Raw genomic sequence first — 24,591 nt, 5'->3', positions numbered from 1 at the left:
CGATTAATCTCAGAAAACTGATGGTAACCTGTCGGATATAGAAAAAAAGCAGGCTAGAACAATCAAAATTGATTGGATTAGCTTGCTTTTTATTTTAGTGACTGTGGACTTTTGTCCCAGCCTCTTTTTTGTTCATCAGCATCAAACACAATATTTGCGCTACTTTTGGCTTGATCAATGATTGTCATGACTGTTCGTGAATGGGCAAGGCGCGCAGTCATCTCATCAAAATCATGGTTTGCTAGTATTTTTTCAAATGCAACAAATTCATCATACATACGATGTTGATGAATTTTGAAATCTTTCACGACAGGTGCTTCTTGATTTAAACGATAGGTATAGGTGTCAATAGCGTTAGAAGGCCCTTCAACACGAATCGTCCCACTATTGCCCTGAATTGTTGAAACGACTGGCGCAGCACAATCCTTAGCACCAATGCAAATCGCTTTTAAATGACCATAGTCCAGTATCAAAATACCAGATGTATTGATACCACGTTCGATATTTGCCAGATAGTTGACCTCTTTGGGTTTGTCAAAGAGTCCCACCACAAAATGGATATTGTAGATATTTAAGTCCATGAGTGCGCCACCTGACATAGCAGGATTAAAAGCAGGAAGAACAGTGCCAGCTTTGAACAAATCATAACGTGAAGAATATTGACTGTAATTACACTCAACTATTTTGACATCACCGATGGTGGCTAAATCAGCTTTCAAGGCTTGATAATTTGCCAGATATTGGTTGGTAATAGCTTCAAAGATAAATAGTTTTTTCTCAAGTGCCAGTCTTTCAAGTTCTTCATATTCTTTTAGATTAGAGGTAAATGGTTTTTCAACTATCACAGATTTACCCGCTTCAAGTGCTTTTTTGGCAAATTGATAATGTAGAAAATTCGGGAGTGCCACATAAATCGTGTCTGCGATATCGCTTGCTAAAAGGGCAGTATAGTCATAAAAAATTTCTTGAATGCCATATTTTTCAGCAAATTCAGCCATGTTTGCTCTGTCATTTTCAGCACCAAAAATCGCTGTGAATGAGATGTTTTCAAAATCTTTTGTTATGGGCAAGAGATCGGCAACAATCATGCCTGCACCAAGAATTGCAATTTTCATTAAATTTCTCCTCGTATGTAATTTAATGGTTCTACCTATACAATATATGAACTTGTCGGCAAAGTCAAAAATAAACTATATAGTTTATTGTCGAAAATGTCAAAAAAAGACAAATAATCCTTAAATATGACTCACAAAAAATACTTAAGGGTACCTCTAAAAACTCAGATTTGCCCCTTTTGGCTAAATTTCACTATCGCGTCATTATTGCTCCGCACCTTGCAGTAGCAAGGGTTGTCGCAATGCCTAGCGCTAGAAAAATTTAGCTCAAAGTCATCAAAAGCAGTTTTTAGAGGTACCCTTAAAAATGAGTGTCATGAGTTAAAAGATAGAAAAAATATTAGTTCCTATCAAGTTGAAAAATCACTTTAAAAAATAAAATTTTTAATTTTTCTGATACAATTCTAAGGGATGTCTGCTGTCTCAATTATTTTGAATTGAAAGCTGTCTTTATGATAGACATTTTTTCTACGGCTTCAATCATTTGTGCTATAATTAAAGAAATAGTCAAACAGGAAAAGAGAGTAAAATGAATCCATTATTACAAGGTATGAACGACCACCAAGCTGAGGCGGTACAGACAACAGAAGGTCCACTTTTAATCATGGCGGGAGCAGGTTCTGGTAAAACACGTGTTCTAACGCATAGAATTGCGTATTTGATTGAAGAAAAAATGGTCAATCCTTGGAATATCCTTGCGATTACCTTTACCAATAAAGCTGCACGAGAAATGCGAGAACGGGCGATTGATCTTAATCCTCGCACACAAGACACTCTTATCGCAACTTTTCATAGTATGTGTGTCCGCATTCTCCGTCATGATGCAGATCATATCGGTTATAATCGAAACTTTACGATTGTTGACCCGGGTGAACAGCGCACTCTTATGAAACGTATTTTAAAAGAGCTGAATGTTGACCCGAAACAATTTACAGAGCGTACGATTTTAGGGACAATTTCTAACAGTAAAAATGACTTAGTCACTGCAGAAAGCTATGCTAAAAGCGCCAACGATTTGTATTCAGAAATCGTCGCTAAGGCCTATAAACGCTATGAAACAGAACTCAAGCGTAGCGAGTCCATGGACTTTGACGACCTCATCATGAACACGATTCTTCTTTTCGATAAAAATCCAGATGTTTTGGCTTATTATCAAGGGAAATTCCAGTATATTCATGTCGATGAGTACCAAGATACCAACCATGCCCAGTATCAATTGGTGCAGCTGTTAGCTAAACGCTTTAAAAACTTATGCGTCGTAGGGGATGCAGACCAATCTATTTATGGCTGGCGTGGCGCTGATATGCAAAATATTTTGGATTTTGAGCAGGACTATCCCGAGACTAAAGTCGTTTTGTTAGAAGAAAATTATCGTTCAACTAAAACAATCCTGCAAGCTGCCAACGAAGTTATCAATAACAACCAAAAACGTCGCCCTAAAAAACTCTGGACGCAAAATGCGGACGGAGAAAACATCATTTATCATCGGTCTGGTGATGAACGTGAAGAGGCCAATTTTGTTGCGGGACAAATTAACCATGAACTGCAAAAAAACAAGCGGCAGTATTCAGACTTCGCTGTTTTGTATCGCACCAACGCCCAGTCTCGTGCCATCGAGGAAGCGCTCCTTAAATCTAACATTCCTTACGCCATGGTCGGCGGTACGAAATTCTACTCACGTAAAGAAATCCGTGACGTTGTGGCTTATCTGAACGTCATTGCCAATGTTCGTGATAATATTTCATTTGAACGCATCGTCAATGAACCCAAACGCGGCTTCGGCCCTAAGGCGCTTGAAACACTTCGAGATTTTGCGACTCAGCAAGATGTTTCTTTGTTGGAAGCAGCGCGCGATGTGACGCTCAGCTCGCTTAAAGGCAAGGCGGCATCAGAACTCTTTAATCTTGCACATATTTTGCTTAATCTCGTCGATGATGTGGACCAGTTTACCATTACTGAGTTAGTCGAAAAAGTCCTAGATAAAACGACTTACAAAAAAGCGCTAGAAATTCAAACAACTAGTCTTGAAGCCCAAAATCGTCTGGAAAATATCGAAGAATTCTTGACCGTTACCAAAAGTTTTGACGACAAAGAAACAGAAAATGGCGTTGAAGGTGAGACTGGTTTAGACAAGCTCAGCCGTTTCCTCAACGACCTCAGCCTTGTCGCGGACACCGATAGCTATGACGAAACATCGCAAGTGACCCTCATGACCCTACACGCCGCCAAAGGTCTAGAGTTTCCAGTCGTTTTCCTCGTCGGCATGGAGGAAGGCATCTTTCCACTCAGTCGGCAAGCCGAAGATGAAGACGAATTAGAAGAAGAACGCAGATTAGCATACGTCGCCATCACACGAGCAGAAGAAGTTTTGTATATGACAAATGCTAGCTCACGCATGCTCTTTGGTCGTTCAAGCTATAATCAACCGTCGCGTTTCTTGCGTGAAATTGACGATGAGTTGCTGACTTACGCGGGTCAAGCGAGAAAAGCTAATACGAGCTTTAATGCGACTTATAAATCTTCTAGCACATCGTCAAGAAGTCAATTCGGTTCAGGTATGAGCTTGGCAGATGCCATTAAAGGCAGAAAATCTGCTGTTTCCTCAACTGGTTCAGTTTCAGTAAAACAAGGCGCAACAGAAAAAACAGTTGGAGAGTGGAGCATCGGCGACACGATTCGTCATAAAAAGTTTGGAGATGGTACTGTACTTGAAGTGTCAGGTACTGGAAACAATATGGAGTTGAAGGCTGCTTTCCCAGAAGTTGGTCTGAAACGCTTATTGGCACAGGTAGCACCGATTGAGAAGGTTGAGAAGTAAATGTTTAGGAAGATATTGTCTGAGGAGTATAAATGAATCAAATCAAATGCCCGCATTGTGGGGAGGTCTTTACGGTTGATGCATCAGGTTTTGCGGATATCTTGGCACAGGTTCGGACGCATGAATTTGAGCAAGAAATCCATGCGCAGCTTGAAAAAGAAAAAGAAATCTTAACTGTTCAGTCTGATGCTAAGTTAGCTGAGCTTGAAAGTCAGCTCAAAAACTTGGAAGTGTCGAAAAATGCTGAAGTGAAATTGGTTGAAGAACAGACAAAGTCTGCCTTACAAACAGAGTTAACGGATTTAAAAGCAGCTCTCGAAAAAGCGCAGCTTGAACGTGAAAATTTGGAGCAAGCGAAAAATGCTGAAGTGAAATTGGTTGAAGAACAAACCAAATCAGCCCTCCAGACTGAACTGTCAGAACTCAAAGCGCAGTTACAGCAGCTTGAATCTGAGAAACAACTCACGTTACAACAAACAGTGTCCGAAAACGAAAAAGCCTTAGCAGAACTTGCCAAAGAACGGGATGCGATTAAAAATGAACTCCTGTTAACCGAAAAAGAGCAAGAACTGAAAGCCAATGCTATCAAAAATGAGTACGAGATTTTACTCAAGGCCAAAAACGATGAAGTGGATTTCTACAAAAACTTCAAGGCCCAGCAATCCACTAAAGCCATTGGCGAAAGTCTCGAGAACTTTGCTGAAAATGAATTCAATAAAGTGCGTGCGACCATGTTTCCAAAGGCTTATTTTGAAAAAGATAATGACGCGAGAACAGGCAGTAAGGGCGATTTTATCTACCGTGAAAATGATGAATATGGCAATGAAATCATCTCTATCATGTTTGAAATGAAAAATGAAGGTGATGAAACAGCAACCAAGCATAAAAACCGTGATTTCTATAAGGAATTAGACAAAGACCGCAACGAAAAAAATTGTGAGTATGCTGTCTTAGTGACCATGCTAGAAGTCGATAATGATTATTTCAATACTGGGATTGTGGATGTTTCGCATGAATATGCTAAAATGTATGTTGTACGTCCCAATTTCTTTATTCAATTGATTGGTTTGTTGCGTAATGCTGCCATGAACTCACTGGATTATAAACAAGAACTTGCTTTGATTCGTGAGCAAAATATTGATATTACAACATTTGAGGCTGACTTAGATATCTTTAAAACAGGTTTTGCTAAAAATTATACTTCAGCGAGCAAAAATTTTGCCAAGGCAATTGATGAGATTGATAAATCAATCAAACGCATGGAAGAAGTTAAAAAAGCACTGCTAACCAGTGAAAATCAACTCCGTCTGGCTAACAACAAATTAGAAGATGTGTCAGTCAAGAAATTGACCAAAAAAAATCAAACCATGGCTGAGAAATTTGCCAATCTAAACAAGGACTAAAAATGACAGTTAACGGCATTTTAAATATCTACAAAGAAGCGGGCATGACCAGTCATGATGTCGTTTTCAAGTTGCGCAAGATTTTGCAGACGAAAAAAATCGGTCATGGTGGGACTTTGGATCCTGATGTGACCGGCGTTTTACCGATTGCTGTCGGCAAGGCGACGCGCGTGATTGAGTACATGACCGAGGCTGGCAAGGTCTATGAGGGGCAAGTGACCCTAGGCTTTTCGACAGAAACAGAGGACGCCAGTGGTGCAGTGGTCGCATCTACTCTCGTTCTAGTTATGCCAACGACCACAGAGATTGATGCTGACATGGCCGACTTTGTCGGGAAAATCACGCAAATTCCGCCTATGTACTCGGCGGTCAAAGTCAATGGTCGCAAGCTCTATGAGTATGCGCGGGCGGGCGAAAACGTTGAGCGACCGGAACGCAAGGTCACGATTTCGGAGTTTGTCAGAACATCTGAGCCCACTTTTGATGCGGCAAATGGTCTTGTTCGATTTGATTTCCGTGTTGTTTGTAGCAAGGGAACGTATGTCAGAACGCTGGCTGTTGATTTGGGGGCAAAACTTGGATTTGCCAGTCATATGTCTTATTTGCAGCGGACAGCATCAGCTGGCTTGACCATCGACAAGGCCTTTAAGTTATCAGAAATCGAGCAACTTAAAGCCGAAAATCGGTTAGATGAAGCTTTTTTACCTATTGAATACGGTGTCTCTGATTTAGAAAAAGTTGAATTGACTGAGGTACAAGTTTCAGAAATCGGTTTTGGTCGTTTCGTCAATATTTCAGCTAAGAACAAAATTGTCGCAGGTATTCAAAACGGTCAACTTATTGCAATATTAGAACAAAGAGACGGTCAACTTTACAAACCTAAGAAAGTCATCAAATGAAAGTTATTAAATTTAACGAAGAAAATCTTGATTCAGCCCCAACAATACTTGTTTTAGGGTATTTTGATGGTCTGCATCGAGGACATCAGGCCTTATTTGATAAGGCACGTGATTTGGCGGCTGAAAAAAATGCCAGTATTTCAGTGCTGACATTTCCTGAGAGTCCGGTACTCGTTTTTGAAAAATTTAACGACGATTTGCTTAAACATCTGACCTCGCCAGATAAACGTTTGGCGCTTTTTGAGGGAAATGGGGTTGATTTCCTTTACTTGACTGATTTTACCAGCCATTTTGCCAAGTTAACCAGCCATGATTTTATTCAAAAATATGTCAAAAAATTAAATGTGGCAGCGATTGTCGTCGGTTTTGATTATCAATTTGGCTCTGACCACGGCGATTTAAGCCAGCTATCAAGCTATGAAACGTATCAAGTTGCCCAAGTCTCAGATGATGGAGAAAAAATTTCATCGACGAGAGTTCGTCAAGCCATTCTTGATGGCGATGTCAGCCTTGCCAATCGCCTTTTAGGCTATGATTATGAGGTATCTGGGATAGTCGTTCATGGTGAGGCAAGAGGGCGCACCATTGGTTACCCGACTGCTAATATCGAATCTAAGCATTACCAATATTTACCGGCAATCGGCGTTTATGTGGTCGATATTGACATCTTGGGCACACGTTACCGTGGCATGGCCTCTATCGGTTATAACGACACCTTTGGCGGTAAAAATAAGACACTTGAGGTCAATATCTTTGATTTTCACGATGAAATCTATGGCGAAACGGCAACCGTTTATTTCCTCAAATTCATCCGTGGTATGATTAAGTTTGATGGGGTTGAAGCCTTGATTTCACAAATGGATAGTGATGAAAAGATTTCACGTGATTATTGAGGACTAGTGAAAGAAAATAGGGTTGATAACTTATCAATAATTTTTTTAAGAGTTAAAATAAAAAATAGAAATGAGTAATTTAATATGTATAAGCTTCCTTTAGGAGCGCAGTTAAAACCCTTTACAAAGTGGACAGGTGGAAAAAGACAACTTTTACCTATTTTACGTGATAATATTCCAAGTGAGTTCGGTAGGTATTTTGAACCTTTTATTGGAGGAGGAGCTCTATTTTTTGAGTTACTTCCGAAGAGAGCTATAATAAATGATCACAATGAAAATTTAATTTTGACATATAAAGCAATTAGAGATGATTTATCTAATTTGATAGCGTGTTTAAAAATTCATCAAGAACAAAATACCAAAGATTATTATTTAGAAATTCGTGAACTTGATCGGAGTAATAGAATTGATAAACTTAGCGAAACTGAAAAAGCAGCTCGTTTAATGTACATGTTGCGAGTGGATTTTAATGGTCTTTATAGAGTTAATTCTAAAAATCAGTTCAATGTTCCTTATGGTCGCTACAAGAATCCAAAGATTGTTGATGAGAAGCTTCTGACATCTATTAGTGATTATTTGAATTGTTGTGATATTCAAATAATCACTGGTGATTTTGAAAGAGCAGTGGAGGAAGCTAAAGCGGGTGATTTTGTTTATTTTGATCCGCCGTATGTGCCACTTACTGAAACACGTTCTTTTACTTCGTATACGCAAGATGGCTTTACCTACGATGATCAAGTTCGTTTACGGGATACTTTTGTTAAATTAGATGAAAAAGGTGTTAAGGTTATGTTATCAAACTCTAGCGCTGATATAATTTTTGATTTATACAAAGGCTTTGATATAAAAAAAGTTGAAGTGACTCACATGATTTCCGCTAAAGCAGGTGGACGAAAAAAAATTAATGAAGTTTTGATAAAAAATTATTAGAATAACGAAACAAATGGATATAGCAAACGTAATTAATAGTATGGACGAAAAAATTATTCCTTACTACAATAAAAAAAATTCAATTTTAATTCACGATGATTCCTTTGTTTTTTTAGATAAAATGAAGTCAGAAAGTGTAGATATGATATTTGCAGATCCGCCATATTTTTTGAGTAATGGTGGTTTTTCAAATAGTGGTGGTCAAGTTGTTTCGGTTAATAAAGGTAATTGGGACAAAGTAGATTCTCTTGAAGCAAAACATAAGTTTAATCAAACATGGATTCGAAAAGCTAGACGTGTTTTGAAACCTAATGGTACGATTTGGATTACTGGAAGTTTGCATAATATCTATTCTGTTGGTATGGCACTCGAAGAAGAAGGCTATAAGATTTTAAATAATATAACTTGGCAGAAAACTAATCCTGCTCCTAATTTATCTTGTCGGTATTTTACACACTCAACAGAAACCATACTTTGGGCAAGAAAAAATGATAAATCTGCGAAACATTATTTTGATTATACCTTGATGCGAGAAATGAATGATGGCAAACAAATGAAAGATGTTTGGACAGGATGCGCAACAAAAAAATCTGAAAAATGGGCAGGTACTCATCCAACACAAAAGCCTGAATATTTGCTTGAAAAAGTTATTTTATCGTCAACTAAAAAAGGGGATATGATTTTAGATCCTTTTGTCGGAAGTGGGACGACAGGCGTTATGGCAAAGCGTTTAGGCAGGAAGTTTATTGGTGTTGATCAAGAACAGAATTTTCTTGATATTGCTATCAAGAGATTAGAGAGGGAAGAATGGAACTAGAATCATATTTAAACTTGAATAAAGAAGAAAAATTATCCTATTTTATGAAAACAATTACTAATATTGCCTTACCTGCAACATTTTGGTTTAATTTTGATAAAGTTAGAGATAATATGGAAAAATATGGTCCAGATTTGTTTACATTAGATTATTTAATTGGTAAAACTAGGGAAGATATGGAAAAGTTATTCATAGAACGTCCTGAATTGTTAAAAATGATACCACAATTTTTAGGTATTAGAGATGACAGATTTGAAAAAGTAGGTGGACAAAAAAGAGGAGAGGTAAAGCAGAAAATTTTAAAAATACAAGGATTAGATGGTGAGTATTATTTAAATTTTAGTGATATTGACGTAAAAAATCTATCTTTATATTTTAAGTTTATTTATGCTTCTGGTCTTGACTATATATTTCTAGAAGGTGTTAGCAAATCAATTCACGATTATGCAATAGGTATTGAAACGGGGATGGATAGTAATGGTCGTAAAAATCGTGGTGGTAAATTAGGAGAAGTTTTATTAGAAGAATATTTAAAGGAATTTACTGCAGAACACTCACATTTTTGGTGGCGTGGTCAAACTAAAAGAAAAGATATAATTGACAATTACGCTATTGATATCGGTCATGCTTTTGATAATAGAAGATTTGATGCCTCACTATTTGATACTAGAACAAAGAAATTATTTCTTTTTGAAATTAATAATTTTTCATCACAGGGGTCAAAACTAAAGGCTTCTGGTGCAGAATTTAAAACATTATCTGAGGAAATTAGAGCTTTAGGACACGAATTTATATATATAACTGATGGACAGGGCTGGAAAAGTGACACATCGCATTTGATTGATATTTTGTATGAAATTAAAACAGTTTTCAATTATAAGATGATTGCTGATAACTATTTGTCAGAATATATTTTAAACGAAACTTGATGATTGGTAGAGGTTAAATGACATGAAAAATTACCCAACCTCAGCCTATGTCCACATCCCCTTTTGTACGCAGATTTGTTACTATTGTGACTTTGCTAAAGTATATATCAAAAATCAACCCGTAGATGACTATATTACAGCGCTTTTAGCGGAATTTGCTGCTGAAAATATCAGGGAACTCAAAACGCTCTATATCGGTGGTGGGACGCCAACGGCTTTAACTGCTGAGCAACTCGGCAGACTGCTATCTGGTTTGACACAGCAACTTGATTTAACTAAACTCCAAGAATTTACAGTCGAAGCCAATGCCGGTGATTTATCAGACGACAAAATTGCTGTTCTGAAAAAAAATCATGTCAACCGAGTTTCTCTTGGGGTACAGACTTTTAATGACAAACTGCTCAAGAAAATTGGCCGTAGTCATAACTCGCAAGATGTCTTTGATAATGTGGCAAAACTTCGAGCAGCAGGATTTGATAATATCACAATCGATCTGATTTACGCTTTACCCGGTCAGACCATGGCTGATGTCAAAAAAGACATTGAAAATATCCTGAGTTTAAATCTCCCTCACGTTGCTTTATATTCACTGATTCTTGAAAACCACACCATTTTCATGAATAAAATGCGTCGTGGTCGCCTTGACTTACCAAGTGAAGACACCGATTTTGAGATGTATAATTATATTATCGACAGCCTTGAGACTGCAGGTTATGACCATTACGAGATTTCGAATTTCGGGAAAGCAGGCTACGAGAGTGCGCATAACCTCATGTACTGGAACAACGCCGAGTACTATGGTTTTGGCGCTGGGGCGAGCGGCTATGTCAATGGTGTTCGCTATAAGAACCATGTGCCCATTCATCATTATCTGGAAAATGTCGACAAGCAGGCTGTTAAAGAAAAGCTAACGCAGAAGGAGCAGATGGCAGAAGAACTGTTCTTAGGGTTACGGAAAAAATCAGGCGTGAATACGCAACATTTTTCCGAAAAATTCGGCCAAAATTTCGATGCGATTTACGGTCAAACAGTGACCAAATTGCTAGAAAAGCAATGGCTAGAAAAATCAGGTGACCAGATTTTCATGACACGTCAAGGGTTAATGCTAGGCAATGATGTATTTGAGACATTTTTACTAGACGATGACTAGGATATTTTGATATAATGTAATAATGAACATGATGCGAAAACATTTGAAGCCACCAGGAATTCTGCTGGCTATCATTTTGTCACTTTTTCTTGCAATGCTTTTTGTTAAATTAAGCATTACAACAGATGATGTTGTTAAAAATGATACTGCTCGGGAGGGGACGGTAACCAAGGTCTCTCTTAATCACGGTGTCGACCTCAACAAACCGATTATTGATATCTCTGGCTGGCAGCTACCGTCAGAGATGGATTATGATACGATGGCGCAACAGGTCAATGGTGTCATTGTTCGTGTGCAGCATGGCATCAGTATGAAGAAAAAAAATAATGCGGCGGATCAAAATGGCAAAGACAAGGCCATGGATACCCACATTCAAGAGTTTCAAAAGCGCAATGTACCCGTTGCAGTATATGCCTTTGTCAGTGGCACATCTGAATCAGAAATGCGACAAGAGGCCAAGAAATTTTATGAGCGTGCCGAAAAATATAAACCAACCTATTGGTGGTTAGATGTCGAAAAAGTGACGATGAAGGAAAATTTTAATCAAGGTATTGAAGTCTTTCGTGATGAGTTGGCGAAACTTGGCGCAAAAAATATCGGCATTTATACCCAAGATTGGTTTGTCACCGCTAATCAATTAGATGTGACCCCATTTAGTAGTGTTTGGATGGCGCATTATGGTAGCAATACTGGCTATTGGGATTCATCGCCTAATACGACTATCCCCTATGATTTACATCAATATACCGATATAGGTCGGCTGAATGGTTTCAATGGAAACTTAGATTTTAATCGCGTTTCAAATATGGAAGACTATAATAAACTTTTTAATCATGGACAGCCTGTCCAATAACTAAAACGCCATTTTCGGCGTTTTTTTGGTAAAATAGGAGTATGCTAACTTATACGAAAAAATATACCGTTCCCTATTATGAAAGTGATGCCAATGGCAATATGAAACTGCCTAGCCTTTTCAATATTGCATTACAAGTCTCTGGCGAACAATCTCATACTTTAGGCGTGAGTGATGATTGGTTAAAAGAGACCTATCACTATGGTTGGGTTGTCGTTGAGTATGACGTGACGATTCATCGCCTGCCAAGATTTAGCGAAGAGATGACGATTGAAACCTTTGCCAAATCCTACAATAAATTTTTCTGCTACCGAGATTTCATCTTTTATGGTGAAACTGGAGAGGAACTTTTAACGATTAATTCAACCTTTGTGCTGATTGATATTAGCAGTCGAAAGGTCGTTCATGTCGAGGATGACATCGTCGCCCTTTATCAGTCTGAGAAAATCTCGAAAATTATCCGGGGTCACAAATACACGGATTTGTCTGCTACGTCGCTCGAAAAAAACTATCATGTGCGGTTCAACGACATTGACCAAAACGGTCATGTCAATAATAGTAAGTATTTTGATTGGATGACAGATGTTTTAGGCTATGATTTTTTGAGTAGCCATGTGCCGTCGAAAATTCACTTGAAATATAGCAAGGAAGTGCTTTACGGCGCAACCGTGACATCACGTGTGGACTTGGTGGGACTGCAGTCGTTTCACGACATTGCATCGGAAGGGAAGCATGCTCAGGCTGAGATGACTTGGAGAGAAAAATAGATGACGACATACAAAGGTTATTTGATTGACTTGGACGGCACGATTTATCTTGGAGAAGACCGTATCGAGGCGGGAACGCGATTTGTCAAACGCCTACAAGAAAAAAACATTCCCCATTTATTTGTGACCAATAATACAACGAAAACACCGGCACAAGTTCAGGCAAGATTGCAAGAAAAGTTTGATATTACGACTTCCGAAGCAACGATTTATACTGCGACTCTAGCAACACTTGAGTATATGGATGATATGGCAAAAGGCAAGACAGCCTATGTGATTGGGGAGTCGGGACTGAAGTCGGCAATCTACGCCAGCTACCAACGGGATACTGAAAATCCTGCTTATGTGGTCGTGGGGTTGGATAATGATTTGACCTATGAAAAATTGACACTAGCAACGCTTGCGATTGCCAAAGGTGCCATGTTTATTGGGACCAATCCTGATTTGAACATTCCAACAGAACGTGGTCTCTTACCCGGTGCGGGCAGTATCAATAAATTACTAGAAGTTGCCACACGAGTCAAACCGATTTTCATCGGCAAACCAAATGCGATTATCATGAACAAAGCCGTTGAGCGAATTGGGATTGCACGTCGTGATTTGCTAATGGTTGGGGATAATTATTTGACGGATATTCGAGCTGGCATTGATAATGACATTGATACTTTGCTTGTAACGACAGGGTTTACTAGACCAGAAGAAGTGCCAGACTTACCGATTGCACCAACGCATGTCATTGCCTCGCTTGATGAGTGGGAGAACTGAGTTAGAAGTTATGATAACTAAAATCCATTTCTTTCTGACCTTTATTTGGTCAATCGCAGCTAGTGCTAGTCTGACAATTTTTGCTGCCATTCCTTTATTTCATAGTTTGGTGGGGGTCTTCAAATTAACAGAAGTGACTTATCTGAGTCGACAAACCATCGTTTATAACTTTGATATTTTAATGACTTACTTGCTAAATCCAACCATTAAAACATTAAGAATGCCTGATTTTGTGAGTTCTCCTGAAGGACTGAAACATTTTGTAGATGTCAAACATCTCTTTATCTTAGCTATTTTATTGGCACTGTTTTTCCTTCTCCCAACAGTTATTTTTATCAAAAAAAAGTTATACATTCAATTCTATCAAGGCATAAAAATTTGCCTAGTCATTCCAGTTTTTATTGCAGTTATTGCTTTATTTGGCGGCTTTGACTCGGTTTTCATCAGTTTCCATCAAATTTTCTTCCGAGATGCCACTTGGCTTTTTGATCCAGCCACAGACCCAGTCATTAACATCCTACCTGAAACCTATTTTATGTTATGCTTCATGATTTTTGGCGTCATCTATCTAGTTTTTTGGTCTGTCTTATTGCTCAAAACAAAAAGGAGTTTTTCAAATGCAAAAAATTAATTTAGTGATTATCACTGGGATGAGTGGTGCTGGTAAAACGGTCGCCATTCAATCTTTCGAAGACATGGGCTACTTTACAATTGATAATATGCCCGCTAATCTGATTGAGAAATTTATCAGTTTATTGACGACTTCTGAAAGTAGCGATATTGACAAAGTCGCAATGGTAGTGGATATGCGGAGTCGTAGTTTTTTTGACGCCTTATCTGACATCGTCAATGATCTCTCAGACAATCCACATGTCGACTTTAGACTGCTCTTTTTGGATAGTTCTGATGAAGAACTGGTTGCGCGCTATAAAGAAACGCGGCGCAGTCATCCTCTTGCTGAAGATGGTCGTGTCTTGGATGGCATCACACGAGAACGTGAGCTGTTATCACCTTTAAAATCATTTTCACAAAATGTGATTGATACGACGGAACTAACACCTAGAAATCTGCGCTCGCAAATTATCCAACAATTTGCGACTGAAAATACCAAAGCTGCCTTTAGAATTGAAGTTATGAGTTTTGGCTTTAAGTATGGTCTGCCTTTGGATGCCGATTTGGTGTTTGACGTGAGATTTTTGCCTAACCCACATTATGTACCAGAACTTCGGAATCAAACAGGGCTTGATGATGCTGTTTATCATTATGTCATGGATGCACCAGAGTCTGAGGCATTTTATACCAATTTGATGCGACTGCTCAATCCGATTATCCCCGGTTATGAAAAAGAAGGTAAATCAGTTTTAGTGATTGCCATTGGCTGTACGGGTGGTCAACACCGAAGTGTTGCCTTTGCTAAACGTATTTCGGAAGAATTAGAAAACAAAGGTTGGTTAGTTAATCTCAGTCATCGTGACAAAGATAGAAGAAAGGAAACAGTGAACCGCTCATGAGAAAGAAAAAAATAGTTGTTATTGGCGGTGGGACCGGTATTCCAGTTATTTTGGATTCTTTAAGAAAAGAAGATGTTGAGCTGACTGCTATCGTGACGGTCGCTGATGATGGTGGTAGTTCTGGCAAACTTAGAGGAACACTTGATATTGCCCCACCCGGTGACTTGCGCAATGTCTTGGTCGCCATGAGTGATATGCCGAGCGTCTATGGGCAAATTTTCCAGTATCGTTTTCGTGATAATGATGGGCCACTTAGCGGTCACCCAATCGGCAATCTCGTGATTGCAGGTGTTTCCGAGATGCAAGGCTCGACTTATAATGCGCTTAAAATTTTATCTAAATTTTTCCATGTCCAAGGTCGCATCCTGCCATCAAGTGAATCAGCCCTGACTTTGCACGCTGTTTTTAAGGATAAAACAGAAATCGTTGGTGAAAGTCGGATTGCAGATTATCCCGGAACAATCGACCATGTCTATGTCACCAATACCTGTCATGACGGGCAGCCAACCGCATCACGCCATGTGGTGAATGCGATTATGGCGGCAGATATGATTGTCATGGGACCGGGTAGTCTTTTTACTTCTATCTTGCCTAATGTCGTCATTCCAGAAATTCGTGAAGCACTGGTGAGAACCCTGGCACAGGTTGTTTATGTCTGCAATATTATGACGCAACGTGGCGAAACAGAAAATTTTACCGATGCTGACCATGTGAGAATTCTACATAAACACGTTGGCATTCCATTTATTGATACAGTCTTGGTTAATGTTGAGACAGTTCCCGATAGCTATATGAATAGCAATAAATTTGACGAATATCTGGTCCAAGTGACGCATGATTTTGTAGGTTTACAAGCTGAAAATGTGCGGGTCATCTCCTCTAATTTTCTAAAATTAGTAGACGGTGGTGCCTTCCATAATGGCGATGCAGTTACTGAAGAAATCATGAGAATCAGTGAGCGTCGCAGTCAATGAGTTTTTCCACTGAAGTGAAGAAAGAACTGACCCAGTTAAAGGTGACAGATGGCGTTATCATTGCGCTTATCCGAATGAATGGCGTGCTAGGGATTTCAAACGGCTTGACCCTCTCTGTCACAACGGAAAATGCCACAACCGCACGCTTTATCTATGCGACCCTATCAGAAGAATATGGCGTCAAATCTGTGATTAAAACGCACCAAAAGACGACCCTGTCTAAAAATCGCGTTTACACCCTGATGATGACAGACGATGTGTCAGAAGTCCTCGACCGTTTCGAGTTGGCAGACAGCCTCTTGCTTGACCATGGTGTTCCTGATAGCGTTAAATTCGATGAAAAAAAAGCCATCGGCTACCTACGAGGCGCTTTTTTGAGTAGCGGTAGCGTGACCAATCCTGAAAACGGGAAGTATCATTTGGAAATTGCCTCTTATTATGATGAACATGCGTCAGACTTGCAGTATTTACTTGAAAACTTCGGCATAGCAAGTAAAATCATTGCTCGTAAAACACGAGTTATCACTTACCTATCAAATTCTGAGATGATTATAGATTTTCTCAGCCTCATTGGGGCCAATACCGCACGGTTTAAGTATGAAGATGCCAAAATCGTCCGCGACATGCGCAATACTGCTAACCGTCAGACTAATTTTGAAGCCGCAAACATCGGCAAGACAGTCAACGCTGCCCAATCAGCAATTGAGGATATCAGGTTCCTACAAAGTCAGGACAAATTACCTGATAATCTACGAGAAATTGCAGTTGCAAGGATCGCAAACCCAGATGCGACGATTGTCGAGTTAGGGCAAAAATTAGCAACACCATTAGGAAAATCAGGTGTCAATCATCGCCTCAGAAAAATTAAAGAATTGGCCAGTCAACTTCGTCAGACATTCTGATGAAGTTTTTTGAAATCTAATGTCTAGTGTTGATGTATAAAAATACGAACTATTAAAATAAAACTGATAATAAAAGGGCTGTAAAACTTGTAAATCTCTTTAAAATAAATTATAATAAGGTAATATCAAAATTTTCAGAAGATTCATTCGAAAGGTTGACGCATTTCATGAATAACTATACAGAAAAGATTAAAAAAAATTCTATCATTCCGCTTGAGTTTTACCAGCAATATGACGTTAAAAAGGGGCTTCGTGATGTCAATGGTAAAGGGGTATTAGCAGGGTTGACTAACATTTCAGCCATTCATTCCTTTGATGAAAAAGGCGATCCGATGTCAGGGATATTAGAGTATCGTGCGATTAATATCAAAGATATTTCATCGCATCTCGAAGTGGAAAATCGTTTTGGCTTTGAAGAGATTACCTATCTGCTCCTTTTTGGTGAGCTGCCGACGCTTGAAGAACTGACAGCATTTACCCAGTTGCTCGCAGCAAAACGCCAGTTGCCAGAAGACTTTGTGCGGGACATTATTTTGGAAGCGACATCTTGTGACATCATGAATTCGATTAGTCGGAGTATTTTGACTTTGGCGACTTTTGATGCTCAGGCGAGTGATATGACGCTTGAAAATGTCTTAGACCAATCGCTTTGTTTGATTGCTAATTTTCCCTTGCTTGCGATTTATGCCTATCAGGCTTACAATCACTATGAAAATGGTGAAAGTCTCTATATTCACTATCCAGATGAAAATTTGACGACGGCGCAAAATATTTTGCGTTTATTGCGACCAGATAAGCAGTTTATGGACATTGAAGCAAAAGTTTTAGATTTAGCTTTGATTTTGCACATGGAGCATGGCGGTGGGAATAATTCGACTTTTACGACGCACGTTGTGACCAGTTCTGGCACGGATACTTACGCCTCAGTTGTCGCCTCTCTATCCAGTCTTAAAGGGGCGAAACATGGTGGCGCTAATATCCAAGTTGCAAAAATGTTAGATAATATTTGGGAAAATATTTCTGACCCTAGTGATGAAGCAGAAATCTCTGAGTATTTACGAAAAATTTTGAACAAGGAAGTTTTTGACAAACAAGGCTTAATTTACGGCATGGGACATGCCATCTATTCTGTTTCTGACCCACGTGCCGAAGTGCTTAAATCATATGTTAAAGAACTCGCTGAAGAAAAAGGCTTGCATGATGAGTACAATTTTTATAAAAAAATTGAACGTCTCGCACCGCAAGTTATTGCCCAAGAACGCAATATTTATAAGGGTGTTTCGGCCAATGTCGATTTTTATAGTGGCTTTGTTTACCAAATGTTGGGATTGCCTGAGGAGCTTTACACGCCCTTATTTGCGATTGCTCGGATTGTTGGTTGGAGTGCCCATCGCATGGAAGAAATGCTGAATATGAATAAAATTATTCGGCCGGCTTACGAAAGTGTGTTGACGACTAAAAAATATATAAAACTAGAGGATAGGAACGTATGACATCGAAAAATTATAAGAAAACGTTGACGGTTAATGGGACTGATTATACCTATTTTGATATTCAATCTGCCATTGCAAATATTGAGACGCTACCTTATTCGCTACGGATTCTGACAGAAGGGATTCTCCGCAATTTTGATGGTGTCAAATTCACCTCAGAGCATCTGGAAAAACTGCAAAACTATGATGGTCAGACCCTTGATTCAGGAGAAATTCCTTTCAAGCCTAGTCGTGTCATCCTCCAAGATTTTACGGGTGTCCCCGCCGTTGTAGACCTTGCTGCCATGCGTGATTCAGTCAAAGCATTAGGCGGTCAACCTGAGTTGATTAATCCAGAAGTATCCGTTGATTTGGTCATTGACCATTCGTTACAAGTCGATTGTTCGGGAACTGTTCAAGCACTGCAGTTCAATGCCAAACGAGAGTTTGAACGCAATGGGGAGCGCTATGAATTTCTCAAATGGGCGACAGAGTCTTTTGAAAATTTCCGAGTTGTCCCACCAGCAACAGGTATCATTCACCAAGTCAATATCGAATTTCTCTCAGACGTTGTCAGTGTCAAAGACGGTGTCTTACTCCCAGATACTGTTTTTGGGACAGACAGCCACACGACCATGATCAATGGTCTAGGCGTTCTTGGTTGGGGTGTTGGCGGTATTGAGGCGGAGGCTGCTATTTTAGGAGAGGCTTCTTATTTCCCAATGCCCGAAGTGATTGGTGTACGCTTTATCGGTAAGCTCAATCCACTGGCAACCGCAACTGATTTAGCTTTAACTATGACAAAAATTCTCCGTGACCAAAATGTTGTGGGTAAATTTGTCGAGTATTTCGGGCCCGGTCTTGCGAGTTTAACACTTGCCGACCGGGCCACGGTTGCCAATATGGCACCTGAATATGGTGCAACTTGTGGTTTCTTCCCGATTGATGATGAAACACTAAATTATTTAACTAATACTAACCGAGATGAAAAACTAGTATCATTGGTTGAAACCTACGCCAAAACCAATCATTTGTTTTATGATGCTACAAAAGAGGCGACTTATAACCAAATCATTGAAGTTGATTTGGCAACGATTGAAACCTATTTATCAGGGCCTAAACGTCCGCAAGACTTGATTGCTTTAGGGCAAATGGCATCTGAATTTGAGACTTTTTCAAAAGACCTTGCGACTAACTCACCTAAAGCTGACAACCTCATGCAAGAAGGCGATATTGCGATTGCCGCCATTACCTCTTGTACCAATACCAGCAATCCTTATGTGATGATGATGGCAGGACTTTTAGCGAAAAACGCAGTAGCTAAAGGCTTGACAGTCCCTAAAACGGTAAAAACGTCATTAGCACCCGGCTCAAAAGTCGTGACCGCCTATCTGAAAGATGCTGGTTTACTAGCACCTCTCGCAAGCCTCGGTTTTGATGTTGTTGGCTATGGCTGTACGACTTGTATTGGGAACTCAGGTCCTCTCGCTGACGATGTGTCTGAGGCTATCCTTGACCAAGACGTACTCGTGACCTCAGTTCTTTCCGGCAACCGAAACTTTGAAGGCCGCATTCATCCACTTGTCAAAGCCAATTATTTGGCGAGCCCACCGCTTGTCGTCGCTTACGCTATTGCAGGCAATGTCAAAAAAGACCTAACAACGGTACCACTTGGCGTGGACCAAGAAGGTCAGGTTGTTTACCTCAAAGATATCATGCCTGATTATGAAACCGTTAAAGCAGAAGTGGATAAATATGTCACACGTGAGCTCTATGAGACTTACTATGCCCATGTCTTTGATGCGAATGGAGCCTGGAATAACATCAAATCATCAAAATCTGAAACCTATGATTGGGATGACAACTCAACCTATGTGGCCAATCCACCCTATTTTGACGATTTGAGTTTGGCTGATACCGCTAGTCATGCACCATTGACCAATTTACGTGTCTTAGCAAAATTTGGCGATTCTGTCACAACAGACCATATCAGCCCAGCCGGTAACATTGCCATGACATCACCAGCAGGTGAATTTCTATCAGCGGCAGGCGTTGAACCGCGTGATTTTAACTCCTATGGTAGCCGACGTGGGAATGATAAAGTCATGACACGTGGTACATTTGCCAATATTCGCATTAAAAATCAATTGACACCAGGTATTGAAGGTGGCGTGACGAAATACGGCGAAGAGGTGCTACCGATTTACGATGCAGCCATGACATACAAGGCTGACGGCACATCGCTTGTCGTGTTAGCGGGTAAAGACTACGGTATGGGCTCATCACGTGATTGGGCAGCTAAAGGGACTAATCTTCTAGGTGTTAAAGTTGTCATCGCTGAAAGTTTTGAACGGATTCATCGTAGTAATCTTGCCATGATGGGCTTGATTCCGCTCCAATTTTTAGCTGGTGAAACTGCAGACAGTCTTGGTTTGACAGGTTTTGAAAGCTATAGTTTTGATTTCCCTGAACAACCAGAAATTGGTCAACTGATTACAGTTCATGCAGACGACAAAATGTTCCAAGCGAAACTACGTTTTGATTCACAAGCTGATTTAGAGTACTACGAAAATGGTGGTATTCTCCAAATGGTTATCAAGAAAAAGGTGTTAGATGGCAAAGATTGAAATGATTGACGGGAAGTTAAGTGTTCCGAATAACCCTGAAATCCCTTATATTAACGGCGATGGTGTGGGGATTGATATTTCTCCTGCCATGATTGAAGTGGTAGATACAGCAGTTGCTAAAAGCTATGCTGGCGAGAAAAAAATTTCTTGGCAGGAATTGTTGGCGGGTGAGAAAGCTTTTGAAACAACGGGCGATTATTTACCAGAGGCAACCTTGACGAGTTTGACAGAGAACCTAATTGCGATCAAAGGACCTTTGATGACACCAATTGGTGGAGGTTTCCGCAGTTTGAATGTGACTTTGCGTCAAAATTTTGACTTATTTGCGAATGTTCGGCCAGTTGCTTATTTCACGGGTGTTGCTTCGCCTGTGAAACATCCTGAAAATGTTAAGATGACGATTTTTCGTGAGAACACAGAGGATATCTACGCTGGGATTGAATTCGAAAGTGAAAGCGCAGACGCTCTTCGTTTAATTGAGATTTTAAAGTCTGACTTTGGCATTAGTAAAATCCGTTTTGATAAGACTTCCGCCATTGGCATCAAGCCTGTTTCGCCAGATGGGACGAAACGTTTGGTTAGAGCAGCTTTCGACCATGCAATGGCTAATGGCAATACGCAGTTGACACTTGTTCATAAAGGCAATATCATGAAATTTACTGAGGGTGGCTTTAAGAAATGGGGCTATGAGGTCGCAAGTGAGTATCCGACTTTCACGGTGAATGAGTTTAATGATATTAAAGCAGCATCAGGTATTGAGGCGGCAAAAAAAGCTAAAAATCAAGCTTTGGCAGAAGGCAAAATCTATGTGGATGATGCAATTGCGGATAATTTTCTACAACAAATCTTGCTCAATCCGTCAGACTATCAGGTGGTCGCAACGCTTAATCTGAATGGTGATTACATTTCTGATGCTTTAGCTGCACAGGTCGGTGGCATTGGTATTTCGCCAGGTGCTAATATCAATTTCATCACGGGTCACGCGATTTTTGAAGCGACACATGGTACTGCACCAGATATTGCTGGTTTAGGTCTTGCCAATCCATCTAGTTTGATTTTATCAAGTGTGATGATGCTTGACTTTATGGGTTGGGGAGAGGCTGCATTGCTTGTTAAATCAGCACTGGCTAAAGCTATTGCAAGTGGTCAGACAACACGGGATTTAGGCGGCCAATTAACAACAGCTGAATTCACTCAAGCGATTATCGCAAATCTTTCATTAGCCGATTAGCTGAAAATCAAATGTAAACCAATAAATTTTGCAAAAAAAATCTGAACATACTCAGATTTTTTATTTGTCAGAAAATCACAGTTTTTCCTGTAATTTTCAGAAAAAAGCGATATAATAAGCTTATACATCAGAAAGGTCGCACTGTTACAATGAAAATTTATTTTCAATTTATGTATATCCTCTTATTCTCTATCATTGGAGAAACTTTATCCACGGGTCTTAATCTTCCGATTCCAGGCTCGATTATTGGGATGGTCTTATTATTTTTTGCCCTTAAATTTAAAGTCATTAGATTACGTCAAATTTATGATGTCGGTCAATTTATGATTGAGAATATGACCACTTTATTTTTGCCAGCAGGTGTCGGCATTATGAGTCACTGGAATGCGATTGCTACCTATTGGTGGCAAATTATTGTGATTACAGTGCTTGCGATTGTGGTCAATATTGCCGTCATCGGCTTTGTGACGCAGTTTATCAAACATCGTTTTGAGGGGGACTACCGAAAATGAAAGAAGTTGTAGCCAATCCATTATTTGGGCTGACCCTGTCTATTTTTGCTTACTTTATTGCGGCACAAATCCATCGAAAATGGACAAATCCAGTGACAACACCTTTATTATTGGCAGTTATCATGATTATTATTTTTCTGAAAATCACTGGTATTTCTTACAGCGATTATTACGTTGGCGGTTCTTATCTCAATACTTTGATTGTGCCCTCAACGGTGGCTCTAGGCATACCGCTCTTTCAAGCTTTTAAACTCATGAAATTTCATGCACGCAGCATTATCGCAGGCGTTGCCATCGGTGCCATCGTCAACACGACCTTAACAGCACTCCTCGCCAAAGCCTTTGGCATGAAGTTTTTCCTTGCTATTAGTCTCTTTCCTAAATCCGTCACCACCGCCATGGCCATCGGCATTACCAGTAAAATGGGAGGGATGACGACGATTACGCTTGTTGTTGTCGTGGCGACTGGCATTTTAACCTCAGTCATTGGGCCTGTGCTGCTTGATTTATTTGGGGTTAAGGACAAGGTAGCGAAAGGTGTAGCGCTAGGCGGTACGGGTCATGCGATTGGAACGGGTGCAGCCATGCAGTTGGGGCAGATAGAAGGGGCAATGGCAGGCCTATCGATTGGTGTGACAGGGATTATGTACGTGATTGTTAGCCCGATGATTGCGGCGATTATTTTGAAATGACATCTTCAAAAAACGATTGACAATACATCAAATAAAGTATATACTTAAATCGTGACAACGCTTTCAACTTAGAGTTGTTATCAAAAAATATTGATAGGAGATGAATTGATGAACAAATTCATGGACAACTTGGGGGCAAAAATCGCCCCTATTGCTGGTAAAATTGGGGGAAACCTCTATTTGACAGTACTACGTGATGCCTTTATGATGAGCTTTCCGCTTACCATGTTTGGCTCATTTATCGTCGTATTTAACAACTTACCTTTCTGGCCAGACAGCTTGAAGGGAACATTTTCTGAACTTTTCGGCAATGGTCAAAATGCGACCATGTCAATTTTGACAGTCTTTGTAACAATTGGTATCGGTTATTATTTTGCAAAAGCCAAAGATGTTGAAGCTATTTTCGGGGCAGTTGTTGCACTAGCGGCTTATCTTATTTTGACGCCATTTTTTGCTATTTTTGACGAAGTGACACAAAGCGGACTTTTAACACTTGACCGTTTGGGCGCAAAAGGGATGTTTCTTGGGATTCTCAGCGCTTTTCTTTCTGCAAAACTGTATGTTTTCTTGGTGCAAAAAGGTTTTGTCATTAAGATGCCTGATGGTGTACCGCCTGCAGTCTCAAAATCATTCTCAGCTCTTATCCCAGTGATGGGCACCTTGTTTTCTTTCTTGATTGCTAACGCTTTAATGGTCGGTATCTTTGACACAAACTTGCATGATGTCATCTACAATGTGATTCAAAAACCATTGACAGGTGTGGGAACATCCCTGCCTGGTACCATGATTGCGATCTTCTTGGTACAATTTTTATGGTTCTTCGGCTTGCATGGTCAAGTCATTGTCAATTCTGTATTTGAACCATTTTGGCAGACCAATGCCCTTGACAATGTTGAATTTTTGAAAGTAGGACCAGAAGAACTTGCTAAACATGGTCATATCGTGACGAAATCATTTATGGATACTTTCACAGTTAGTTTAGGTGGTTCGGGGTCAACGTTGATTGTCTTGATTTTAATTCTCGCAATCATGAAGAAAAAGCAATATAGAGAAGTCGCACGGCTTGCAATTGCGCCAGGTATCTTTAATGTTAATGAACCCGTTATCTTTGGGATGCCACTTGTGATGAATGCGGCGTTATTTATTCCTTGGTTACTGGCACCAGTCGTTTCTGTCTTGATTGCTTATCTTGGCTTTGCTAGTGGTCACGACAAACGCATGAAATAAATAGTTCCCTAGTATCTCTATTTATGTTAAAGTAAAAGAAAAGCTATTAAGGGAGTTCATGATGTACGAAATCTACGCGTATTTAGAAAGCGTCACAGATCCGC

Annotated in this window: 22 protein-coding genes; 21 read left to right on the top strand and 1 reads right to left on the bottom strand. The window is 39.8% G+C overall.

Annotated elements, in window-relative coordinates:
- Nucleotides 1–89: 89 nt before the first annotated feature.
- Nucleotides 90–1,115 carry a Gfo/Idh/MocA family protein gene (locus ACYQ21_RS09225; protein WP_460057828.1) on the bottom strand — a complete coding sequence of 342 codons (1,026 nt, stop codon included), beginning with the start codon at nt 1,113–1,115 and terminating at the stop codon, nt 90–92.
- A 529-nt stretch (nt 1,116–1,644) separates the two neighbouring features.
- Between ACYQ21_RS09225 and pcrA the strand changes: the two genes are divergently transcribed.
- The 21 genes from pcrA to ACYQ21_RS09120 all read left to right on the top strand — a co-directional run bounded on the left by pcrA (nt 1,645) and on the right by ACYQ21_RS09120 (nt 24,487).
- Nucleotides 1,645–3,933 (top strand): DNA helicase PcrA, encoded by a 2,289-nt coding sequence (gene pcrA / locus ACYQ21_RS09220; RefSeq protein WP_460057826.1) that lies wholly within the window; start codon nt 1,645–1,647, stop codon nt 3,931–3,933.
- A 32-nt stretch (nt 3,934–3,965) separates the two neighbouring features.
- Nucleotides 3,966–5,336 carry a DUF2130 domain-containing protein gene (locus ACYQ21_RS09215; RefSeq protein ID WP_460057824.1) on the top strand — a complete coding sequence of 457 codons (1,371 nt, stop codon included), beginning with the start codon at nt 3,966–3,968 and terminating at the stop codon, nt 5,334–5,336.
- A 2-nt stretch (nt 5,337–5,338) separates the two neighbouring features.
- The gene (gene truB, locus ACYQ21_RS09210; RefSeq protein ID WP_460057822.1) at nt 5,339–6,235 is read left to right on the top strand and encodes a tRNA pseudouridine(55) synthase TruB; all 897 of its coding nucleotides are present in this window, start codon (nt 5,339–5,341) and stop codon (nt 6,233–6,235) included.
- On the top strand, nt 6,232–7,128 hold the full coding sequence (locus ACYQ21_RS09205) for a bifunctional riboflavin kinase/FAD synthetase (protein WP_460057820.1): 897 nt from the start codon (nt 6,232–6,234) through the stop codon (nt 7,126–7,128). Before truB ends, ACYQ21_RS09205 begins: the two co-directional genes overlap by 4 nt.
- Nucleotides 7,129–7,212: 84 nt before the next feature.
- Nucleotides 7,213–8,058: a DNA adenine methylase gene (locus ACYQ21_RS09200; protein ID WP_460057818.1), complete on the top strand. Its 846-nt coding sequence runs from the start codon at nt 7,213–7,215 to the stop codon at nt 8,056–8,058.
- Between the two features lie 40 nt (nt 8,059–8,098).
- Nucleotides 8,099–8,875 (top strand): DNA-methyltransferase, encoded by a 777-nt coding sequence (locus ACYQ21_RS09195; protein ID WP_460057816.1) that lies wholly within the window; start codon nt 8,099–8,101, stop codon nt 8,873–8,875.
- On the top strand, nt 8,866–9,804 hold the full coding sequence (locus ACYQ21_RS09190) for a DpnII family type II restriction endonuclease (protein ID WP_460057814.1): 939 nt from the start codon (nt 8,866–8,868) through the stop codon (nt 9,802–9,804). The genes ACYQ21_RS09195 and ACYQ21_RS09190 overlap by 10 nt, the downstream gene beginning before the upstream one ends.
- A gap of 22 nt (nt 9,805–9,826) precedes the next feature.
- On the top strand, nt 9,827–10,954 hold the full coding sequence (gene hemW, locus ACYQ21_RS09185) for a radical SAM family heme chaperone HemW (RefSeq protein WP_460057811.1): 1,128 nt from the start codon (nt 9,827–9,829) through the stop codon (nt 10,952–10,954).
- A 22-nt stretch (nt 10,955–10,976) separates the two neighbouring features.
- Nucleotides 10,977–11,807 (top strand): glycoside hydrolase family 25 protein, encoded by an 831-nt coding sequence (locus tag ACYQ21_RS09180; protein ID WP_460057808.1) that lies wholly within the window; start codon nt 10,977–10,979, stop codon nt 11,805–11,807.
- Nucleotides 11,808–11,848: 41 nt separating this feature from the next.
- Nucleotides 11,849–12,574, top strand: a complete 726-nt coding sequence (locus tag ACYQ21_RS09175; RefSeq protein WP_460057806.1) for an acyl-ACP thioesterase domain-containing protein — start codon at nt 11,849–11,851, stop codon at nt 12,572–12,574.
- A complete protein-coding gene (locus tag ACYQ21_RS09170; RefSeq protein WP_460057804.1) occupies nt 12,575–13,339 on the top strand; it encodes a TIGR01457 family HAD-type hydrolase in 765 nt (254 codons plus the stop codon).
- Between the two features lie 10 nt (nt 13,340–13,349).
- Entirely contained in the window at nt 13,350–13,970 is a 621-nt protein-coding gene (locus tag ACYQ21_RS09165) for a TIGR01906 family membrane protein (protein ID WP_460057802.1), read from the top strand.
- The gene (rapZ, locus tag ACYQ21_RS09160; RefSeq protein WP_460057800.1) at nt 13,957–14,850 is read left to right on the top strand and encodes an RNase adapter RapZ; all 894 of its coding nucleotides are present in this window, start codon (nt 13,957–13,959) and stop codon (nt 14,848–14,850) included. Before ACYQ21_RS09165 ends, rapZ begins: the two co-directional genes overlap by 14 nt.
- Nucleotides 14,847–15,824 (top strand): YvcK family protein, encoded by a 978-nt coding sequence (locus ACYQ21_RS09155; RefSeq protein ID WP_460057798.1) that lies wholly within the window; start codon nt 14,847–14,849, stop codon nt 15,822–15,824. Before rapZ ends, ACYQ21_RS09155 begins: the two co-directional genes overlap by 4 nt.
- Nucleotides 15,821–16,726, top strand: a complete 906-nt coding sequence (gene whiA, locus ACYQ21_RS09150) for a DNA-binding protein WhiA (protein WP_460057796.1) — start codon at nt 15,821–15,823, stop codon at nt 16,724–16,726. Before ACYQ21_RS09155 ends, whiA begins: the two co-directional genes overlap by 4 nt.
- 167 nt (nt 16,727–16,893) lie before the next feature.
- Entirely contained in the window at nt 16,894–18,219 is a 1,326-nt protein-coding gene (locus ACYQ21_RS09145) for a citrate/2-methylcitrate synthase (protein ID WP_460057794.1), read from the top strand.
- Entirely contained in the window at nt 18,216–20,825 is a 2,610-nt protein-coding gene (acnA, locus tag ACYQ21_RS09140; RefSeq protein ID WP_460057792.1) for an aconitate hydratase AcnA, read from the top strand. Before ACYQ21_RS09145 ends, acnA begins: the two co-directional genes overlap by 4 nt.
- Nucleotides 20,812–22,056 carry an NADP-dependent isocitrate dehydrogenase gene (icd, locus tag ACYQ21_RS09135; protein ID WP_460057789.1) on the top strand — a complete coding sequence of 415 codons (1,245 nt, stop codon included), beginning with the start codon at nt 20,812–20,814 and terminating at the stop codon, nt 22,054–22,056. The genes acnA and icd overlap by 14 nt, the downstream gene beginning before the upstream one ends.
- Before the next feature lie 149 nt (nt 22,057–22,205).
- Nucleotides 22,206–22,568, top strand: a complete 363-nt coding sequence (locus ACYQ21_RS09130; protein WP_460057787.1) for a CidA/LrgA family protein — start codon at nt 22,206–22,208, stop codon at nt 22,566–22,568.
- The gene (locus ACYQ21_RS09125; protein WP_460057785.1) at nt 22,565–23,260 is read left to right on the top strand and encodes an LrgB family protein; all 696 of its coding nucleotides are present in this window, start codon (nt 22,565–22,567) and stop codon (nt 23,258–23,260) included. Before ACYQ21_RS09130 ends, ACYQ21_RS09125 begins: the two co-directional genes overlap by 4 nt.
- A 108-nt stretch (nt 23,261–23,368) precedes the next feature.
- Entirely contained in the window at nt 23,369–24,487 is a 1,119-nt protein-coding gene (locus tag ACYQ21_RS09120) for a PTS sugar transporter subunit IIC (protein ID WP_460057783.1), read from the top strand.
- Nucleotides 24,488–24,591: the final 104 nt, after the last annotated feature.

This window comes from Pseudolactococcus yaeyamensis (assembly GCF_054658615.1).
This window is presented reverse-complemented; position numbering and strand designations above follow the sequence as displayed.

Excerpts from the sequence above, each read along its gene's own strand:
- ACYQ21_RS09225 (WP_460057828.1), bottom strand. The coding sequence starts at position 1,115 with ATGAAAATTGCAATTCTTGGTGCAGGCATGATTGTTGCCGATCTCTTG.
- pcrA (WP_460057826.1), top strand. The coding sequence starts at position 1,645 with ATGAATCCATTATTACAAGGTATGAACGACCACCAAGCTGAGGCGGTA.
- ACYQ21_RS09215 (WP_460057824.1), top strand. The coding sequence starts at position 3,966 with ATGAATCAAATCAAATGCCCGCATTGTGGGGAGGTCTTTACGGTTGAT.
- truB (WP_460057822.1), top strand. The coding sequence starts at position 5,339 with ATGACAGTTAACGGCATTTTAAATATCTACAAAGAAGCGGGCATGACC.
- ACYQ21_RS09205 (WP_460057820.1), top strand. The coding sequence starts at position 6,232 with ATGAAAGTTATTAAATTTAACGAAGAAAATCTTGATTCAGCCCCAACA.
- ACYQ21_RS09200 (WP_460057818.1), top strand. The coding sequence starts at position 7,213 with ATGTATAAGCTTCCTTTAGGAGCGCAGTTAAAACCCTTTACAAAGTGG.
- ACYQ21_RS09195 (WP_460057816.1), top strand. The coding sequence starts at position 8,099 with ATGGACGAAAAAATTATTCCTTACTACAATAAAAAAAATTCAATTTTA.
- ACYQ21_RS09190 (WP_460057814.1), top strand. The coding sequence starts at position 8,866 with ATGGAACTAGAATCATATTTAAACTTGAATAAAGAAGAAAAATTATCC.
- hemW (WP_460057811.1), top strand. The coding sequence starts at position 9,827 with ATGAAAAATTACCCAACCTCAGCCTATGTCCACATCCCCTTTTGTACG.
- ACYQ21_RS09180 (WP_460057808.1), top strand. The coding sequence starts at position 10,977 with ATGAACATGATGCGAAAACATTTGAAGCCACCAGGAATTCTGCTGGCT.
- ACYQ21_RS09175 (WP_460057806.1), top strand. The coding sequence starts at position 11,849 with ATGCTAACTTATACGAAAAAATATACCGTTCCCTATTATGAAAGTGAT.
- ACYQ21_RS09170 (WP_460057804.1), top strand. The coding sequence starts at position 12,575 with ATGACGACATACAAAGGTTATTTGATTGACTTGGACGGCACGATTTAT.
- ACYQ21_RS09165 (WP_460057802.1), top strand. The coding sequence starts at position 13,350 with ATGATAACTAAAATCCATTTCTTTCTGACCTTTATTTGGTCAATCGCA.
- rapZ (WP_460057800.1), top strand. The coding sequence starts at position 13,957 with ATGCAAAAAATTAATTTAGTGATTATCACTGGGATGAGTGGTGCTGGT.
- ACYQ21_RS09155 (WP_460057798.1), top strand. The coding sequence starts at position 14,847 with ATGAGAAAGAAAAAAATAGTTGTTATTGGCGGTGGGACCGGTATTCCA.
- whiA (WP_460057796.1), top strand. The coding sequence starts at position 15,821 with ATGAGTTTTTCCACTGAAGTGAAGAAAGAACTGACCCAGTTAAAGGTG.
- ACYQ21_RS09145 (WP_460057794.1), top strand. The coding sequence starts at position 16,894 with ATGAATAACTATACAGAAAAGATTAAAAAAAATTCTATCATTCCGCTT.
- acnA (WP_460057792.1), top strand. The coding sequence starts at position 18,216 with ATGACATCGAAAAATTATAAGAAAACGTTGACGGTTAATGGGACTGAT.
- icd (WP_460057789.1), top strand. The coding sequence starts at position 20,812 with ATGGCAAAGATTGAAATGATTGACGGGAAGTTAAGTGTTCCGAATAAC.
- ACYQ21_RS09130 (WP_460057787.1), top strand. The coding sequence starts at position 22,206 with ATGAAAATTTATTTTCAATTTATGTATATCCTCTTATTCTCTATCATT.
- ACYQ21_RS09125 (WP_460057785.1), top strand. The coding sequence starts at position 22,565 with ATGAAAGAAGTTGTAGCCAATCCATTATTTGGGCTGACCCTGTCTATT.
- ACYQ21_RS09120 (WP_460057783.1), top strand. The coding sequence starts at position 23,369 with ATGAACAAATTCATGGACAACTTGGGGGCAAAAATCGCCCCTATTGCT.